The sequence below is a fragment of the Aeromonas sp. QDB62 genome (assembly GCF_027705695.1).
GTDB classification, from domain to species: Bacteria; Pseudomonadota; Gammaproteobacteria; order Enterobacterales; family Aeromonadaceae; genus Aeromonas; species Aeromonas allosaccharophila.
Genome location: NZ_JAPDCD010000012.1, coordinates 78,072 through 93,694, shown reverse-complemented (window position 1 = coordinate 93,694; position 15,623 = coordinate 78,072). Strand labels below are relative to the sequence as shown.

The 15,623-nt window shown below is 58.8% G+C and carries 14 protein-coding genes; 7 read left to right on the top strand and 7 right to left on the bottom strand.

What is annotated here, in order from left to right; all coding sequences use genetic code 11:
- The first annotated feature begins 5 nt into the window (after positions 1 to 5).
- The 3 genes from secF (at position 6) to nlpI (ending at position 2,441) form a co-directional block, all read left to right on the top strand.
- On the top strand, positions 6 to 953 hold the full coding sequence (gene secF / locus OKC27_RS08255; protein ID WP_042656348.1) for a protein translocase subunit SecF: 948 nt from the start codon (positions 6 to 8) through the stop codon (positions 951 to 953).
- Between the two features lie 84 nt (positions 954 to 1,037).
- On the top strand, positions 1,038 to 1,406 hold the full coding sequence (locus OKC27_RS08250; RefSeq protein WP_182939406.1) for a rhodanese-like domain-containing protein: 369 nt from the start codon (positions 1,038 to 1,040) through the stop codon (positions 1,404 to 1,406).
- A 90-nt stretch (positions 1,407 to 1,496) separates the two neighbouring features.
- Positions 1,497 to 2,441 carry a lipoprotein NlpI gene (gene nlpI, locus OKC27_RS08245; protein WP_333563343.1) on the top strand — a complete coding sequence of 315 codons (945 nt, stop codon included), beginning with the start codon at positions 1,497 to 1,499 and terminating at the stop codon, positions 2,439 to 2,441.
- Between the two features lie 65 nt (positions 2,442 to 2,506).
- On the opposite strand, the gene OKC27_RS08240 is transcribed toward nlpI, so the two are convergent.
- Both OKC27_RS08240 and ubiU read right to left on the bottom strand, forming a co-directional pair.
- Entirely contained in the window at positions 2,507 to 3,379 is an 873-nt protein-coding gene (locus OKC27_RS08240) for a U32 family peptidase (protein WP_182939407.1), read from the bottom strand.
- 11 nt (positions 3,380 to 3,390) lie between these two features.
- On the bottom strand, positions 3,391 to 4,386 hold the full coding sequence (ubiU, locus tag OKC27_RS08235; protein ID WP_075112705.1) for a ubiquinone anaerobic biosynthesis protein UbiU: 996 nt from the start codon (positions 4,384 to 4,386) through the stop codon (positions 3,391 to 3,393).
- Positions 4,387 to 4,575: 189 nt separating this feature from the next.
- On the opposite strand from ubiU, the gene ubiT reads away from it, so the two are divergent.
- On the top strand, positions 4,576 to 5,109 hold the full coding sequence (gene ubiT, locus OKC27_RS08230) for a ubiquinone anaerobic biosynthesis accessory factor UbiT (RefSeq protein ID WP_139406249.1): 534 nt from the start codon (positions 4,576 to 4,578) through the stop codon (positions 5,107 to 5,109).
- Here the strand turns inward: ubiT and OKC27_RS08225 are convergent.
- Together OKC27_RS08225 and OKC27_RS08220 are read right to left on the bottom strand one after the other, a co-directional pair.
- Positions 5,062 to 5,478, bottom strand: a complete 417-nt coding sequence (locus tag OKC27_RS08225; RefSeq protein WP_182939408.1) for a hypothetical protein — start codon at positions 5,476 to 5,478, stop codon at positions 5,062 to 5,064. The genes ubiT and OKC27_RS08225 overlap by 48 nt on opposite strands.
- A gap of 424 nt (positions 5,479 to 5,902) precedes the next feature.
- Positions 5,903 to 7,285 (bottom strand): amino acid permease, encoded by a 1,383-nt coding sequence (locus tag OKC27_RS08220; protein WP_005333893.1) that lies wholly within the window; start codon positions 7,283 to 7,285, stop codon positions 5,903 to 5,905.
- Between the two features lie 398 nt (positions 7,286 to 7,683).
- Between OKC27_RS08220 and OKC27_RS08215 the strand changes: the two genes are divergently transcribed.
- Positions 7,684 to 7,980, top strand: a complete 297-nt coding sequence (locus OKC27_RS08215) for a hypothetical protein (RefSeq protein ID WP_270692852.1) — start codon at positions 7,684 to 7,686, stop codon at positions 7,978 to 7,980.
- Between the two features lie 248 nt (positions 7,981 to 8,228).
- On the opposite strand, the gene ppsR is transcribed toward OKC27_RS08215, so the two are convergent.
- The gene (gene ppsR / locus OKC27_RS08210) at positions 8,229 to 9,041 is read right to left on the bottom strand and encodes a posphoenolpyruvate synthetase regulatory kinase/phosphorylase PpsR (protein ID WP_182939409.1); all 813 of its coding nucleotides are present in this window, start codon (positions 9,039 to 9,041) and stop codon (positions 8,229 to 8,231) included.
- Positions 9,042 to 9,389: 348 nt separating this feature from the next.
- On the opposite strand from ppsR, the gene ppsA reads away from it, so the two are divergent.
- A complete protein-coding gene (gene ppsA, locus OKC27_RS08205; RefSeq protein WP_270806164.1) occupies positions 9,390 to 11,762 on the top strand; it encodes a phosphoenolpyruvate synthase in 2,373 nt (790 codons plus the stop codon).
- A gap of 69 nt (positions 11,763 to 11,831) precedes the next feature.
- Here ppsA and OKC27_RS08200 read toward each other — a convergent pair whose 3' ends face one another.
- Positions 11,832 to 12,290, bottom strand: a complete 459-nt coding sequence (locus OKC27_RS08200; protein ID WP_182939411.1) for a serine protease chaperone — start codon at positions 12,288 to 12,290, stop codon at positions 11,832 to 11,834.
- 18 nt (positions 12,291 to 12,308) lie between these two features.
- Entirely contained in the window at positions 12,309 to 14,183 is a 1,875-nt protein-coding gene (gene asp, locus OKC27_RS08195; protein ID WP_182939412.1) for a serine protease Asp, read from the bottom strand.
- A 605-nt stretch (positions 14,184 to 14,788) separates the two neighbouring features.
- Here asp and OKC27_RS08190 point away from each other — a divergent pair.
- Positions 14,789 to 15,574, top strand: coding sequence for a MetQ/NlpA family ABC transporter substrate-binding protein (locus OKC27_RS08190; RefSeq protein WP_197970808.1), 786 nt, complete (start codon positions 14,789 to 14,791; stop codon positions 15,572 to 15,574).
- Positions 15,575 to 15,623: the final 49 nt, after the last annotated feature.

The following is a 15,623-nucleotide window of genomic DNA, read 5'->3' as shown; positions in this document are numbered from 1 at the left end:
GAGAGATGTTTCAGATTCTACATTTTGAAAAACCGATCCCGTTTATGCGCTATGCCAAGCCGGGTGTGGTTTTCTCTTCCGTGCTGATGGTGATTGCCCTGTTCTTCCTGTTTGATCGGGGTCTGAACTGGGGTCTGGACTTTACCGGTGGTACCACCATCGAGGTGGGGTTCCAGCAGTCGGTGAGCCTGGACAAGATCCACGACGCACTGGAAGAGCAGAAGATTGAAGGGGCAACCCTGCAACACTTTGGCTCCAGCCGTGACGTGCTGTTCCGCCTGACCCCGAAAGAGGGGGTCAAGGTAGAACAACAGGGTAACGAAGTGCTGGCGGCGGCCAAGCTGCTTGACGAGGGCGCTGTGCTCAAACGCGTCGAGTTTGTCGGCCCTTCCGTGGGTGATGAACTGGCGACAGACGGTGCGCTGGCCATGCTGGCCTCCATCCTCTGTATCCTGGCCTATGTGGCGGTGCGCTTCGAGTGGCGTCTGGCGCTGGGGGGTATTCTCTCTCTGGTGCACGACGTGGTGATCACCCTGGGCGTGTTCGCCTACTTCCAGTACGAGTTCGACCTGACCGTGCTGGCGGCGTTGATGACCCTGGTGGGTTACTCCCTGAACGATACCATAGTGGTGTTCGACCGCCTGCGGGAGAACTTCCGCAAGGTGCGTAAAGGGGATACCGACTACATTCTCGATCTCTCCATGACAGAGACCCTGAGTCGTACCATCATCACCTCCGGCCTCACCTTTATCGTGGTGCTGGCGCTGCTGCTCAAGGGCGGTGCGCTGATCCACGGCTTTGCCGTGGCCATGGTGATCGGTGTGGCGTTCGGTACCTACTCCTCCATCTATGTGGCGAGTTCGTTTGCCATGTTCCTCGGCGTCAAGCGCGAGCACATGCTGCCGACCCAGGTAGAGAAAGAGGGTGCGGACCAACAGGAAATCCTGCCGTAACAGTGAAGAGCGCCTGATGGCGCTCTTTTCTTATCTCTGCGTGTCGTTTGCTGACGCACATGATTCAAGCAACAGGAGTTTGTCATGCATCATAATCCCCGTTTTTTGGCGCTGGTTGACGGGATCCGCTCCCGTGTCACCGAAACCGATGTTCACCAGATCAAGCACTGGCAGGATGAAGGGCGCACGTTTCAGCTGATCGACGTGCGGGAAGAGAGCGAGTGGGCCAAGGGCCACCTGCCCGGCGCCCGTTATCTTGGCCGTGGGGTGATCGAGCGGGATATCGAGACCCTGTTCCCGGATCCCGAGACCGAGCTCTACCTCTATTGTGGCGGTGGTTTTCGCTCCATTCTGGCAGCGGACAACCTGCAACAGATGGGTTATCGCAAGGTGATCAGCGTAGACGGCGGTTTTCGCGGTTGGCTGGAGGCCGGATACCCTGTCGAATCCTGATTTATTTGAGGTAGAGGGGCACAGCTACATGACAAAGTGGCAGTTGACCTTTACCATATGCGGGGTCAAGCGTAAGCGTCGGAGTGTTCATTGAACGTCAGGAAAGGGATTGGATACCTCCTTGGTATCCTGTTGTTGCTTCCCATGTGGGGTTGCAGCAGTAGCAGTCAGGTTAACACCCCCAAGGTTCCCAAGCCGCAGCCTGCTTCACTGGTTTTGGCGACCCCCCTGCAGGTCTCCTACCAAAGCGAGCTGGCGTTGGCGCGACTCGGGCAGATGCTCAGTGAAATGGAACTGACCACCGAACAGCGGGCAGAGTTGTTCTATGAGCGTGCCGTGGTGTTTGATCGCGTTGGCCTGCGTTCCCTCGCGCGGCTCGATTTCAACCGTGCCCTGCGGGAGAAGCCGGATTTCGCCGAAGCCTACAACTTCATCGGCGTCTATCTGGTACAGCAGCAGAATTACGACGAAGCCTATGATGCGTTCGATTCCGCCCTCGAACTGGCGCCGGACTATGACTATGCCTATCTCAACCGTGGCATCGCCCTCTATTACGGCAACCGTCCCGAGCTGGCCGCGGCCGACATGAAGCGTTTCTACGAGGAGCAGCCGGAAGACCCCTATCGGGTGATCTGGCTCTATCTGGCCGAGCAGAAACTCGACCCGTCGGCAGCCATGAGCCGGATGCGCGAGCGTCTCAACAAGTACGATGACGATGCCTGGAACTGGGATCTGGTGCGCCTTTATATCGGCGAGATCAACGCTTCCCAGCTGATGGGCAACGTGGTGAAGGGGGTGAAGGATAACCGGGAGCTCGCCGAGCGCCTGTGCGAAACCTACTTCTATCTGGGCAAGTTCGAGCTGGGTAAAGGCAACCGCAAGGAAGCCATCAGTTACTTCAAGCTGGCGCTCTCCAACAACGTCTACGACTTTATCGAGCACCGCTATGCGCTGCTGGAACTGGAGCTGATGGCGCGCAAACCCTTGCCGCCAGGCGCCCAGAGCGCCCGCAGCAAGAGTGATCAACCCTCCTGATCCACTGTGTTATCGTTGTAAAAAAGGCCTCGCGATGAGGCCTTTTTGTTGGGCGAATGGCGGGCTTATTCCACCAGGCTCATGCCGGGGATCTGGCGCCAGTAGCCGTTGCAGTCGCGATCCTGCTGCAGAGCGAGGGGATGATTGCCCTGCTGGTTAGCCTTGAAGCGGGCCAGCATCTCCAGCGTCTCCATCCCTTGTGGCGAGAGCCTGACCACATCCACCAGACCTGCCATGTCTGCCAGCTCGTTGCCCAGGTTGTAGCAGTAGCCGGACTGGGTCTGGATCCCGTTGAGATTGAACACCCGCTGCCCCTCGCGGCTGTTGGCCAGTCGTCCGGTGGGGTAGTTGATGCAGGCGAGCTCGCAGTTGTCCTTGGGCTTGTCGAGGGAGCGGGCGGTGAAGCAGCGCGCCGAGTAGGCGAGCGGCAGATGGCCGTAGGCAAACACCTCCACCTCGAACTGGTCGCGCAGGGACCCCAGATCCTGATTGAGCTGGATCAGCCAGTCACGGGAGAGCTCCACCGGCATGACCCAGCGTTTCATCCCCTGTTTGAGCAGCATGCGCAGCACATCGGCGTTATAGGCGTTGATGGCGGGGCCACAGACAAACGGGATCCCTGCCTCCCAGGCGAGTTGTACCGTACCGAGATCGTTGGCTTCGACCATAAGATCGCCATTGTCGACCAGCCGCTTCACCTCCTTGAGTTCGGAAGGGGCGGAGATGAGGGCAAGGGTCGAGAGCACTACCTGCTTGCCGGAGCTGGCGACCTGACGGGCCAGCGCAATCCAGTCATCGACTTTGAGTTCGCGTCGCTTGCTGCAGACGGTCTCCCCCAGATAGATGATGTCGGCCTGGCTGTCGGCCGCGGCATGGTAAAAGGCCTCGGTATCGGCTTTGGGCCAGTAGAAGAGCAGAGGCCCGAGAGAAAATTGCATGGGTGGACTCCTTATTGCCACTGACGATGATAGGCGCCGAGGGTAGTCTGGCTACCTTCGGAGACGCGGGCGAGCTGGGCATCCCACTCAGGCTTGACCTGATAGGCTTCGGGATTGGCCTGATAGGCATCGATGGCCGCACGCCAGACCCGGGTCACCTGCTCCACATAGGCGGGGCTGCGCTGGCGCCCTTCAATTTTGACCGACTGGATCCCGGTCTGGAACAGCTCGGGCAACAGGCCAAGGGTATTGAGACTGGTTGGCTCTTCCAGCGCGTGGTAGGTCTGGCCATCGACGTCGAAACGCCCCTTGCACAGGGTCGGATAGCCAGCATTTTCACCCGGGCCGTAGCGGTCGATCAGCACCTCGTTGAGCCGTGACTCGAGGCCGCTTGGGGTCTCTTCCCAGCGGACGAACTTGGCCGGTGAACAGGCGCCGACCGTGTTGGGGCTCTCGCCAGTCATGTAGGAGGAGAGATAGCAGCGACCCTCGGCCATGATGCAGAGGCTGCCAAAAGCGAACACCTCGAGGCCAACATCGGTCTCGCGGGCCAGTTGTTTGACCTGATGCATGGAGAGCACCCGGGGCAGCACCACCCGTTTGACATTAAATTGCTGCTGATAGAAGCGAATGGCGGCGGCATTGGTGGCGCTGGCTTGCACCGAGACATGGAGTTCCATCTCGGGATAGTGGCGGCTGGCATAGTCCAGCACCGCCAGATCGGCGATGATCAGGGCATCGGCACCGAGGGCCACCCCGCGATCAACCGCCTGTTTCCATCGTGCATCGGCCCCGGGATGGGCAAAGGTGTTGATGGCAATATGTAGTTTGCGACCATGTTGATGCACATAATCCACCGCCTTCTCCAGTTTGCTGTCGGTAAAGTTGAGACCGGCAAAGTGGCGGGCATTGGTGTCATCCTTGAAACCGATATAAACGGCATCGGCCCCGTTATCCACGGCGGTTTTCAGTGCCGGCAAACTGCCTGCCGGACAGAGTAATTCCATTGGTACGCTCCGAGAGTGCATATGAAGGGCAAACGAGCCCTGATTGTATGCAGCCATGCACTCCCGCTTTTTGACCTGAGGCAGCTTTGTGTGGCTTTACCCTTCTTGAGGTAACCCTGCACAAGTTTGATTTCCAACAGGATCTTGCCCCTCGCCCTGTGTTTGAATGCGCAAAAAAGGGAGTCTATCGTGTTTCAACAACTGCAACGCCGCCTGGTCGAACAGGCTCCGCGCTTCTTGCGCCATCCCCTCAAGCTGGTTCCCTTCAATCTGCAAAAGCAGTTGATGGAGAGTTTGCTGGCCAGGGTCTTCAAAGAGGCCATCGCAGATGGCGATTTCGCGTTTCTGGCAGACAAGTGGCTGAAAGTCGACGTCTCTGATCTGGAGCTCTGCTGGTTTATCAGTGAGCAGAACGGCCAGTTGGTGGTGGCGCGCGAGTGTGACAAGGCCGATGTCTGCTTCAGCGGCACTGCCAACGACCTTATTCTGATTGCCGGTCGCAAAGAGGATCCGGATTCGCTCTTTTTCCAGCGCAAGCTGAAGATAGAAGGGGATACCGAACTGGGTCTTGAGGTGAAAAACCTGATGGACAGTCTGGATCTCGATGGCTTGCCGAGCCTGATGAAGTATCCCCTGATGGATCTGGCGACGTTTATCGAACGCGCCCGCACCGAGTCAGCGCAGGCTCCGGTGCAGGCGGCGCCGAGCGGGATCCCGTCTTAAGTGGACAATCACCCCGTGGGCATGGCGGCGATAATGGTGCCGTGCCCAGAGGCAACGACAGGCCCACAGACAGGGTACCAAGGCGATGAGTGCCGCAGGGGCGGGCAGCTGTGACATGGCCAGCCCCGCAGCCAGCCAGATGAAGGGCTGCGCTTCATACAGCCACTCCGGCTGCAGCCAGCGTTTGCTCGGAAAGATAATCAGGTCGGTACGCCGGTAGCTGGAGCGCATCATCCAGGTCACCGCCCCGGCGATAAACAACAAGGTGCCAGCAAACCAGAGCAGGGGCTGTTCACCCAACATAATGATGGCAATAGCCATCAGCAGGTAGAGGCTGGGCAATCTCTCATAGATAAAGGGAGGAAGCATGGCGTTGTGTCTCCTGTGCCGTTAACCGGATATCCATCAAGTTTAGTTTCTCTCTCTCACTTCCCTCATGCTGGTTTGTTATACAAACAGACGGTTTTGTTCTGAAATTGGACTGACCCCGCCCGAGCAGACGATCCAGCCCTAGAGTTTGAGCATAGGAGGAGCATATGGGCACACCACGATTTACATCTGAATATAAAGAGGAAGCTGTGCGTCAGATCACTGAGCGTGGTTACTCAGTGGCATAGGTCTGTAGTGGTCTACCTGGATCTCGGCCCACATCCTTATCGCACTTATCGCACTTATCGCACTTATCGCACTTATCGCACTTATCGCACTTATCGCAGGCAGGATGACTGATATGAACAATAAAAAACGCCGATCATCCGATCGGCGTTTGCATTGATGTCGCTAGCTGCGGGAATTAACCCAGATTGGCTGCAACCTTGCTTTGGGCTTGTCCTTTGCGCTTGATGACAAAGCCGATGCCCAGTACCACCAGCCAGGCGGGGATCAGTTCGACCGAGATGCGGAAATCGGGGGTCATGTACATGATTACCAGGATGCCAGCCATAAAGGCGAGGCAGAGGTAGTTACCGAAGGGGTACCAGAACGCCTTGAACTTGGGCTGGACACCTTCTGCGACCTTGGCCTTGCGGAACTTGAGGTGCGCCAGGCTGATCATTGCCCAGTTGATCACCAGTGCGGAGACCACCAGTGCCATCAGCAGGCCGAAGGCCTTACCCGGCATCAGGTAGTTGATCAGCACGCAGAGCAGGGTGGCGATGGCCGAGACCGAGAGGGCGACCAGCGGTACGCCGCTCTTGTTGGTCTTGAGCAGGGCTTTCGGGCCGTTGCCTTGTTTGGCCAGACCGAACAGCATCCGGCTGTTGCAGTAGACGCAGCTGTTGTAGACCGACAGTGCTGCCGTCAGCACCACGATGTTGAGTACGGTGGCGACCAGATTGCTGTCCAGTGCGTGGAAGATCATCACGAACGGGCTGCCGCCTTCCACCACTTTACCCCAGGGGTAGAGGGACATCAGAATCGCCAGGGCGCCGATGTAGAAGATGAGGATGCGGTAGATCACCTGATTGGTGGCCTTGGGAATGCTCTTCTCGGGGTTGTCAGCTTCGGCGGCAGTAATGCCCACCAGCTCCAGACCGCCAAAGGAGAACATGATCACCGCCATCGCCATCACCAGACCGCTGATGCCGTTGGGGAAGAAGCCCCCTTGTGCCCACAGGTTGGTGACGCTCGCCTCGGGGCCGCCGGCACCAGAGATGAGCAGATAGCCGCCAAAGCCAATCATGCCGATAATGGCGACCACCTTGATGATGGCGAACCAGAACTCCATCTCGCCAAACGCTTTGACGTTGGAGAGGTTGATGGCGTTGATCAGCACGAAGAAGAAGGCTGCCGACATCCAGGTCGGGATCTCGGGCCACCAGTACTGGACATAGATGCCCACGGCGGTCAGCTCGGCCATGCTCACCAGCACGTAGAGCACCCAGTAGTTCCAGCCGGACGCAAAACCGGCAAACTCGCCCCAGTATTTGTAGGCAAAGTGGCTGAAGGAGCCGGCTACCGGCTCTTCCACCACCATTTCACCGAGCTGGCGCATGATCAGGAAGGCGATAAAGCCGCCGATGGCGTAGCCCAGCAGGACCGAGGGGCCCGCCATCTTGATGGTTTGGGCAATGCCCAGAAAGAGGCCGGTGCCGATGGCGCCGCCCAAAGCAATCAACTGAATGTGGCGGTTTTTAAGGCCGCGCTTCAGCTCCTCACCGTCTTGTTTCAAATCCATGGGTCTGTCCTTACGTCTCTGTTGTCTCTGGTCGGTGTTGGGCTCATCCTGAGCAGGCCGCAGTGCGTAGCCAAAACCTGACGAAAGCTGTATTTATTTCGTTACACCATGCCATTTTCAATTTTTAGTGTTGGCTGGCAACCGAAGCAGAATAGTGATAATTCGCCATGAATGCACCTTTTTTCCATCTCTAATGGCCGTATTTTGTACCGCTGGCAGCTTTTTCATGATCTGAAGAGGCTTGTTGGTAGTTTTTGGTTGATGTTTGCGCAATCGAATTCTGTTTTGTTGACATTTGGTGCTATCCGTGAGCTTTTGTGGTGCTGGGTCATAGGTGGATGCAAATGATGCCAAACAAGCGAGAGTGCAGGGAAGAATGCAGGGAAGAGTGCAGGGAGTTGGAGCACAGGGAACGCAAAAGCGTGCTGCAACAAGGGGTTGGCCGGGGAGTGTTGGTGGCGCTCTGGTTAGGGATTGCCGCCAGTCCGCTGTTGTTGCTGGTGGCCGCGACCATGTTGCTGGGCTGGCTCTCGCTCGGTGATCAGGGGTTGCTGCACTACTGGCAGCCGCTGTTGCTGGTTGGCGGGGTAACGGGTGCTGTTGCTGGTGGTTGGTTGGCAGAGCGGGTTCGCCTGCGCCACGGGTTGCTGGCCTTCTATGCCCGACTGATGAACAACCCTGAGCTCAATCGTTAATCAAGTCTGGCTGTTCGCAGAGCAGAGCACAGTAGAGCAGAGTGGCACAGAACGGCGGCTAACGGGCGCTGGTGACAAGCGCGCAATGACAAGGTTGGCAAGAGAAGGGATAAGCATTTGTGGTGCTTATCCCTTTTTTATCCACGCTTTTCGCTGTCATCTATGCAAACCACAGCTCACAACAGCTGACTTTTACCGATGCGCTGTGATTTTTATCTTTTTCTGATATCGACAGCTGTCAAGCTGGCTTAACAGAGCTGGCGGCGCAGACCGGTTGCCTCGAGGACCTTGGCGCTGATCTCCTCCACCGAGTGGGAGCTGGTATCGAGGAAGCGGATCGCCTCCTGGCGAAACAGTCGCTCTACGCAGGCCAACTCCTGCTCGCACTGCTCGATGGAGGAGTAGCGGCTGTTGGCGCGGCGCTGGTTGCGGATCTCGTGCAGCCGCTGCGGCGCGATGGTGAGGCCAAACAGCTTGTGACGGTTGGCCTTGAGGGGGGCGGGCAGCTTCAGCATGCCCATGTCCTGCTCGATAAAGGGGTAGTTGGCAGCGCGAATGCCAAATTGCAGCGCCAGATAGAGGCTGGTGGGGGTCTTGCCGCAGCGGGAGACCCCGATCAGGATGATATCCGCCTCATCGTACTCCTTGGTGGTGATGCCATCGTCGTTGGCCAGCGCGAAGTTGACCGCCTCGATGCGATCGTCATAGAGCTTGCGGTTCTCCATGCCGTGAGTGCGGTGGAGGCGGGGCTCGGCTTTCACCCCCAGCTCCTGCTCCAGCGGGCTGACGAAGGTGTTGAGAAAGTCATGGCCGCACGCTTCCGACTTGAGCACCTCTTCCCTTACCTGCGGGTCGACGATGGTGTGAAACAGGATGGGGCGCACCCCGGTCTGGCGGAACTGTTCGTCGATCCGCATCCGCACCTGACGGGCTTTCTCCAGTGTCTCCACAAAGGGGATGGTGATCTGCTCGAAGGCCAGCGGAAACTGGCTCAGTACCGCGTGGCCGAACACTTCGGCGGTGATGGCGGTGCCGTCTGAAACATAAAATACGGTGTGCACGTGGGGCTCCTGTGATACCTGCGGGTGGGGTCGCATGGGGTAAAGGGTGAGAAGTATCTCTCGAAACCATACCAGTTTTGTCAACCGGTCTGCTGTGCCCAAGTTGTGAAGTGGCTTGCAAACCTGAATCGTTATCTTTTTGTGTCGCCATTGTAGAATGTTCCGGTCATTCGACCATCCCCAACTCTTGCTCGGGGATTTTTTTGAAAACCAATAGAAAACGTTTTCATGGTCGTTGGCAACAAAAGAAACAGACAATAACGCACCTGACTTACCCATAACCTCATCGATTAAATCGGGCGCACGAGGTGCTATGGCATCGGTGCCCACCAACCTGGAGACATCCAAGTGCAACAGTACGTGCTCTGGTACGAACAACTCGGAATGCAGGACGTAGAACGCGTTGGCGGCAAAAACGCATCCCTTGGCGAGATGATCAGCAACCTCTCTGGCGCCGGTGTATCCGTGCCGGGGGGCTTTGCCACTACCGCCTTTGCGTTTAACGAGTTTCTGGAGTCAAGCGGCCTTAACGGCAAGATCCACCATCTGCTCGACAATCTGGACGTGGACGATATCGCCGCCCTCAACCGGGCCGGTCAGCAGATCCGCGACTGGGTGATCGACGCCCCGTTCCAGCCCGAGCTGGAGCTGGCGATCCGGGTGGCTTATGAGAGGTTGAGTGCCGGTGTCGAGGCCTCGTTTGCGGTGCGCTCCTCCGCCACCGCCGAGGATATGCCGGACGCCTCCTTTGCCGGTCAGCAGGAGACCTTCCTTAACGTACGTGGCATCGATGCCGTCATGACGGCGGTCAAGCATGTGTTTGCGTCACTGTTCAACGATCGCGCCATCTCCTATCGGGTGCATCAGGGCTATGACCACAAGGGCGTTGCCCTGTCGGCCGGGGTGCAGCGGATGGTGCGCTCGGATCTCGCCGCCTCCGGCGTGATGTTTACCCTGGATACCGAGTCCGGTTTCAACGACGTGGTCTTTATCACTGGCAGTCAGGGGCTGGGGGAGATGGTGGTGCAGGGGGCCGTCAACCCGGACGAGTTCTATGTGCACAAGCCGACCCTCAAAGGGGGCCGCCCGGCGGTGGTGCGCAAGACGCTTGGCTCCAAGTTAATCAAGATGACCTATTCGGACGATGCCGGTCACGGCCGTCAGGTGAAGATTGTCGATACCGATGAGGCCGAGCGCAGCCGCTTCTGCATCAGCGATGAGGAGGTGATGGCGCTGGCGAAACAGGCCCTCATCATCGAGCAGCACTATGGCCGCCCGATGGATATCGAGTGGGCCAAGGATGGTCAGGATGGTCAGCTCTACATAGTGCAGGCGCGCCCGGAAACCGTGCGCAGCCGGCAGGAGGCCAACACCCTCGAGCGCTTCGCCCTCAAGCAAGCGGGTAAGGTGTTGATCGAGGGGCGGGCCATCGGCCACAAGATTGGCGCGGGCCCGGCGCGAGTTATCTCCTCCATCAACCAGATGGACGAAGTGCAGCCCGGCGATGTGCTGGTCACCGACATGACCGACCCGGACTGGGAGCCCATCATGAAGCGGGCCTCCGCCATCGTCACCAACCGGGGTGGCCGCACCTGTCACGCTGCCATTATCGCTCGCGAGCTGGGCATTCCGGCGGTGGTGGGCTGTGGCAACGCCACCGACCATATTCAGCCGGGCCAGCGGATCACCGTCTCCTGCGCGGAAGGGGATACCGGTTTTATCTATGACGGCGAGCTGGACTTCGATGTGGCAGTGACCGAGGTGGGCAATATGCCACGCCTGCCCATCAAGATCATGATGAACGTCGGCAACCCGGACAGGGCGTTCGACTTTGCCCAGTTGCCCAACGCCGGGGTAGGGCTGGCGCGCCTTGAATTCATCATCAACCGGATGATCGGCGTGCACCCCAAGGCGCTGCTGGAGTTTGACCAGCAAACCCCAGAGCTGCAGGCCACCATCGGCAAGATGAGCGCCGGTTACGACAGCCTGCGTGAGTTCTACGTGGCCAAGCTGACCGAGGGGATCGCCACTCTGGGCGCTGCGTTCTGGCCGGAGCGGGTGATCGTGCGGATGTCGGACTTCAAGTCCAACGAGTACGCCAATCTGGTGGGCGGTCGTGGCTACGAGCCCCACGAGGAGAACCCGATGATCGGTTTTCGTGGCGCATCCCGCTACATCGCCGATAGCTTCCGCCCCTGCTTTGCCCTCGAGTGCGAGGCGATCAAGCGGGTGCGCGATGTGATGGGGTTGACCAACGTCGAGGTGATGATCCCCTTCGTGCGTACCGTGGGCGAGGCGGAGCAGGTGATCGAGATCTTGGCCGAAAACGGTCTGCGCCGAGGCGAGCGGGGGCTCAAGGTGATCATGATGTGCGAGATCCCGAGCAATGCCCTCTTGGCAGACAAGTTCCTCGAGCACGTGGACGGCTTCTCCATCGGCTCCAATGACATGACCCAGCTCACCCTTGGGCTGGATCGGGACTCGGGGCTGATTGCCCATCTGTTCGACGAGCGCAACGAGGCGGTCAAGGCACTGCTGGCGATGGCGATTCAGGCTGCGCGCAAGGCGGGCAAGTACGTAGGGATCTGCGGTCAGGGGCCATCCGATCACCCTGACTTCGCCGCCTGGCTGGTGGAGCAGGGGATCGATTCGGTGTCGCTCAACCCCGATACCGTGGTCGATACCTGGCTCTATCTGGCGGAGCAGCATGGCGCCAAGTAAGTCACTATCAAAATGAGCAGCACAGAAAGGGGGCCATAATGGCCCCCTTTGTTATTTGTCTGTCGCGACCTATTTCGGCTGCTGTTCGGCCCCCGACAGCTCGATCTGTACATTCACCCCTTCGCTCTTGAGCTTGGTAGCGATGGCGTTGAGATCGGTGCCCGATTTGGCCTCCAGCAGGGCGATACCACCGCTGCTCTGCTTGAAGTTCAAGCCGTGGCGCGTTGCCAGCGCCTTGGCGGTGGCATCATCAGCTTCCACCAGCAGGGTGCCGCTGACGGTGAGCTCGGGGCTGGCGGCCCCTTGCATCAACACGTCGCCGCGGCGCAGGGTCTGCTGCGGGGCCTTGCCATCAAGACTGCGGGCGACCCGCTTCTTGCTGCCGTTGTCGGGAATGAGGTAGGTCTGGCCGTTCACCTCTATGGTGCTGTACTGCTTGCCATCCATGGTGACCGACTCCTCGGCGCAGAGCTGTCCCGAGAGGGGTGCCAGCAGGGTTGCCAGAAGCAAGGTAACAGGTTTGTTCATGGTAATACTCCTAGCGTGTTAGCTGCGGTTGGCATCGTGACCCAGGACCCGCAGGGACCATGAGATCAGCTTGCCCGGTTGGCGATTGTTGCGCTCGGTCAGGGTAGTGCGCTCTCCGGTTTCGCGATTGAGCAGAGAGACCTGGCGGGTACCGTTGGCAACGTCGGTTACCTCCAGTCGCCAGTCGCCCTCGGCCGCTTCACCGTAGAACTTGTGGGAGAGCAGGCGCATGTCACGCAGCCCTTTGGTGCGCACATATCCCAGTTTTTGCTGATCAAGGGATTGACCGACCAGGCTGTTGAACGGGTTCAGCAGGATGCTGCGGGTGCCGGCGGGGGAGACCAGTTCGATCAGCAGGTCGGGCAGGCGCTGGTGATCCAGACTCACCATCACCTGAACCGCTTCCACCGTCAATGGTGTCGCGATGCGGGTTGTTGAGCTGGTCGGGCTGTTGCCTGCATCCGCAATGGCGGCGGTACTGCCGGTGACGCTGGTCTTCTGCCACGGCAGCTGCACCAGCGGGGGCAGCGGCTGGTGATTGGCTGCCAGCTCAAGGGCCTTGTTGACGTCGATCAGGCCAAAGCCGTAAGTGGGGCTGAACCACATGCCGGCGGCATTGCGCTCCCACCCTTCCAGCCCTTTCACATCGCGCACCTTGCCGCTGCTGCTGGTGTAGCTGACCATCACAGGTTTATGTGTGGCATCGACCCGGGTCGCGCTGCGCGCCAGCAGATCCCGCAGGTCCCGTACCGGCAAGTCCGGGTAGGCGGACATCAGCAGCGCCATGGCACCGGAGGTGCTGGGGGTGGCGGAGGAAGTGCCGTTCATCACGCCGTTGTAGTCGCAGCTGGCATCCAGTTTCGGATTGCCGTGCAGCCGGTTGGTGCTGGGATCGTCGGTGCGGTTGTAGCCCATGTCGCAGCCGGGCAGATCCGTGGTGACCATCGCCGGCGAGTCGGTACCGTACTCGCCGCCGGTCGCGCTCAGGAAGACGTTGCTGCCGACGCTGGAGTAGGAGGATCTGACGCCATCGGCGTTGAGCGCGCTCACCACCAGGTTCCAGAAGTTGCTGTTGGAGGGATCGAGGTTGCTGTTTTCAAACGGCAATTTGGGACCATTGCCGGTGCGGTTAAGCACATAGCCGCCCGCCGCTATCTTGTTGAAGCCGTTGCCGGCGGCCTTGATATAGGCCGCGCCCTGCGCCTTGAGGGTCTGCTGTTCAAACAGGCGGTCGAGCTGGGATTGATCCAGAGAGTTGGCAGAGCGGGGATCCACCACACTCATGCCGTAGCTCTGGTTGAACACCCGGTTGTCGCGGCTGGCATCGCTGTCGCCAAGGGCGTAGAGCCAATCCTTCTGTAGTTGCTGGCTGTTGTCATCCAGCAGGTTGAACCCCTGCAACTGGGCTCGCGGGGCGATCCCCTTGGTACCAATGGCGTTGTCTACCGCCGCAATAATGCCGGAGACCGAGGTGCCATGGGCCGTATCCGGATCGGTCGGGGTCGGATCATCGCTGCCGGTCACCACGTTTTTCGAACCCGGACGCACGTTGTCCGCCAGATCCGGGTGGGCGATGGCCAGACCATCATCCACGACGGCCACATTGACACCCTGACCCAGCACGCCGGTGCGATGAGCCCACCAGAGGTTGAGATCATTGCCCGCTACGCCGCCACGGGCGCTGAACCCATCCTGCCCGCTGTTGAGCAGATACCACTGCTGATCCTGCAGGGGATTGGTACCTGGCAGGCAGCGCTCGGTGCTGCTGCGTCCGATATCCACGCCGCTCTCCTTGCCGGTGAGCGGCGCACAACCTTCATTTGCCTGAACGAGCGCACTGGGCAGGCTCGACAGCAGTGCTGTGATCGCCAGTGCTAACGATGTTTGCTTCATTATTTTTAAACTCCATCTTGGATCGCACCATCCTGGGTGCGACGGAAATCTATACACGGGTGATAGGGGTTCAAAAAGAGCCATTTTTAAAAAGCGCAACGAGGTTCAAAGAAATCCGATCTAGTTTGTGGTAGGTATTCCAATGACGCTGATTATGTGTTCTATTGAGAATGGTTCTCACCGCTCATTACTGATCTTTTTATCTGTAATTCACTCTCTCGTGACTCTTCTTCGCCGCAGCCATCCCGATTCGGGGCAATCCCGAAGGGGGCGTCGTGCGCTCTTGGAAATAAATGGCATGGTGGTGTGTGCCAACGTGAGTGCAGCTATGCGTGCGGGTGAGATAGCAAGGGTGATGAGGTGGGGTGGCCAGTGGTTTATTGCTTGGCGGCGGTGGATGGCTCTGTTATGGTAATCAAAATAGCCGTTTAGATGGCTAGATTGCTGCGGTGTGAAGGTTGTTGCCTCTGAGGGCAGCCCCGCCGCAGGCCCATATCTTGATGCGTACCTGACAGGGAGTCCCTATGCCGTTTCGTTCCTTCTTACCTTCTTCTTGCACTGCTTCCTTGCGCGCCGCTGCTGGCGCCAGCACCTTTATTTCCGCGATGGTGGTAGGGTGCCTCGCTTTTTCCGCGGTTGCCGCCGATGCGTCTTTGCCGACCAAACAGGAGATCGTGATTGGTACCACGGTGGGGGATTTTGCCGACATGGTGACCGACTCCATCAAACCGCAACTGGAGGCCAAGGGGTACAAGGTCAAGCTGGTGGAGTTCACCGACTATGTGACCCCCAATATTGCCTTGGCTGACGGTTCACTGGATGTGAACTGTTTCCAGCACAAACCTTATCTTGAGAGCTTTGCCAAGGATCGGGGGTTGTCGCTGGTGCCCATTACCCAGGTGCCAACCGGTCCGATGGGGCTCTACTCCGGCAAGCTGGCTGCACTCGACAAGGTGCAAGAGGGGAGCACGGTGGCCATCCCCAACGATCCCACCAATCAGGCGCGGGCGCTGTTGATGCTGCAGGATCTCGGTTGGCTCACCCTCAAGGAGGGGATAAATCCGCTCAAGGCGAGCGAGTTTGATGTAGTGAACAACCCGCACAATCTCAAGTTGGTACTGCTGGAAGCCGCGCAGCTGCCCCGCTCGCGGGAGGATGTCGACTTCTCGGTGATCAACGGTAATTTTGCCGCCTCCAGCGGTATCCCGTTCAGTGAAGGACTGTTTCTGGAGCGCAGCTACGATTTCATCAACTGGGTGGTGGTGAAAAGTGCGGATGCGGATCAGCCGTTTGCCAGGGATGTTGCGGCGGCTTACAACTCGGCGGCGTTCAAGGCCTATGCGGCCAAGCGTTTCGTCGGCTACAAGTACCCGCAAGGGTGGGGTGGCTAACAGTCGCGAAAGTGGCCCCGCGATACCACGAAAAACGCCCCGAATTCGG

Bases quoted from the DNA above. Each gene is read 5' to 3' on its own strand.
- secF (WP_042656348.1), top strand. From the start codon at position 6: ATGTTTCAGATTCTACATTTTGAAAAACCGATCCCGTTTATGCGCTAT.
- OKC27_RS08250 (WP_182939406.1), top strand. From the start codon at position 1,038: ATGCATCATAATCCCCGTTTTTTGGCGCTGGTTGACGGGATCCGCTCC.
- OKC27_RS08240 (WP_182939407.1), bottom strand. From the start codon at position 3,379: ATGCAATTTTCTCTCGGGCCTCTGCTCTTCTACTGGCCCAAAGCCGAT.
- ubiU (WP_075112705.1), bottom strand. From the start codon at position 4,386: ATGGAATTACTCTGTCCGGCAGGCAGTTTGCCGGCACTGAAAACCGCC.
- OKC27_RS08225 (WP_182939408.1), bottom strand. From the start codon at position 5,478: ATGCTTCCTCCCTTTATCTATGAGAGATTGCCCAGCCTCTACCTGCTG.
- OKC27_RS08220 (WP_005333893.1), bottom strand. From the start codon at position 7,285: ATGGATTTGAAACAAGACGGTGAGGAGCTGAAGCGCGGCCTTAAAAAC.
- OKC27_RS08200 (WP_182939411.1), bottom strand. From the start codon at position 12,290: ATGAACAAACCTGTTACCTTGCTTCTGGCAACCCTGCTGGCACCCCTC.
- asp (WP_182939412.1), bottom strand. From the start codon at position 14,183: ATGAAGCAAACATCGTTAGCACTGGCGATCACAGCACTGCTGTCGAGC.
- OKC27_RS08190 (WP_197970808.1), top strand. From the start codon at position 14,789: ATGGTGGTAGGGTGCCTCGCTTTTTCCGCGGTTGCCGCCGATGCGTCT.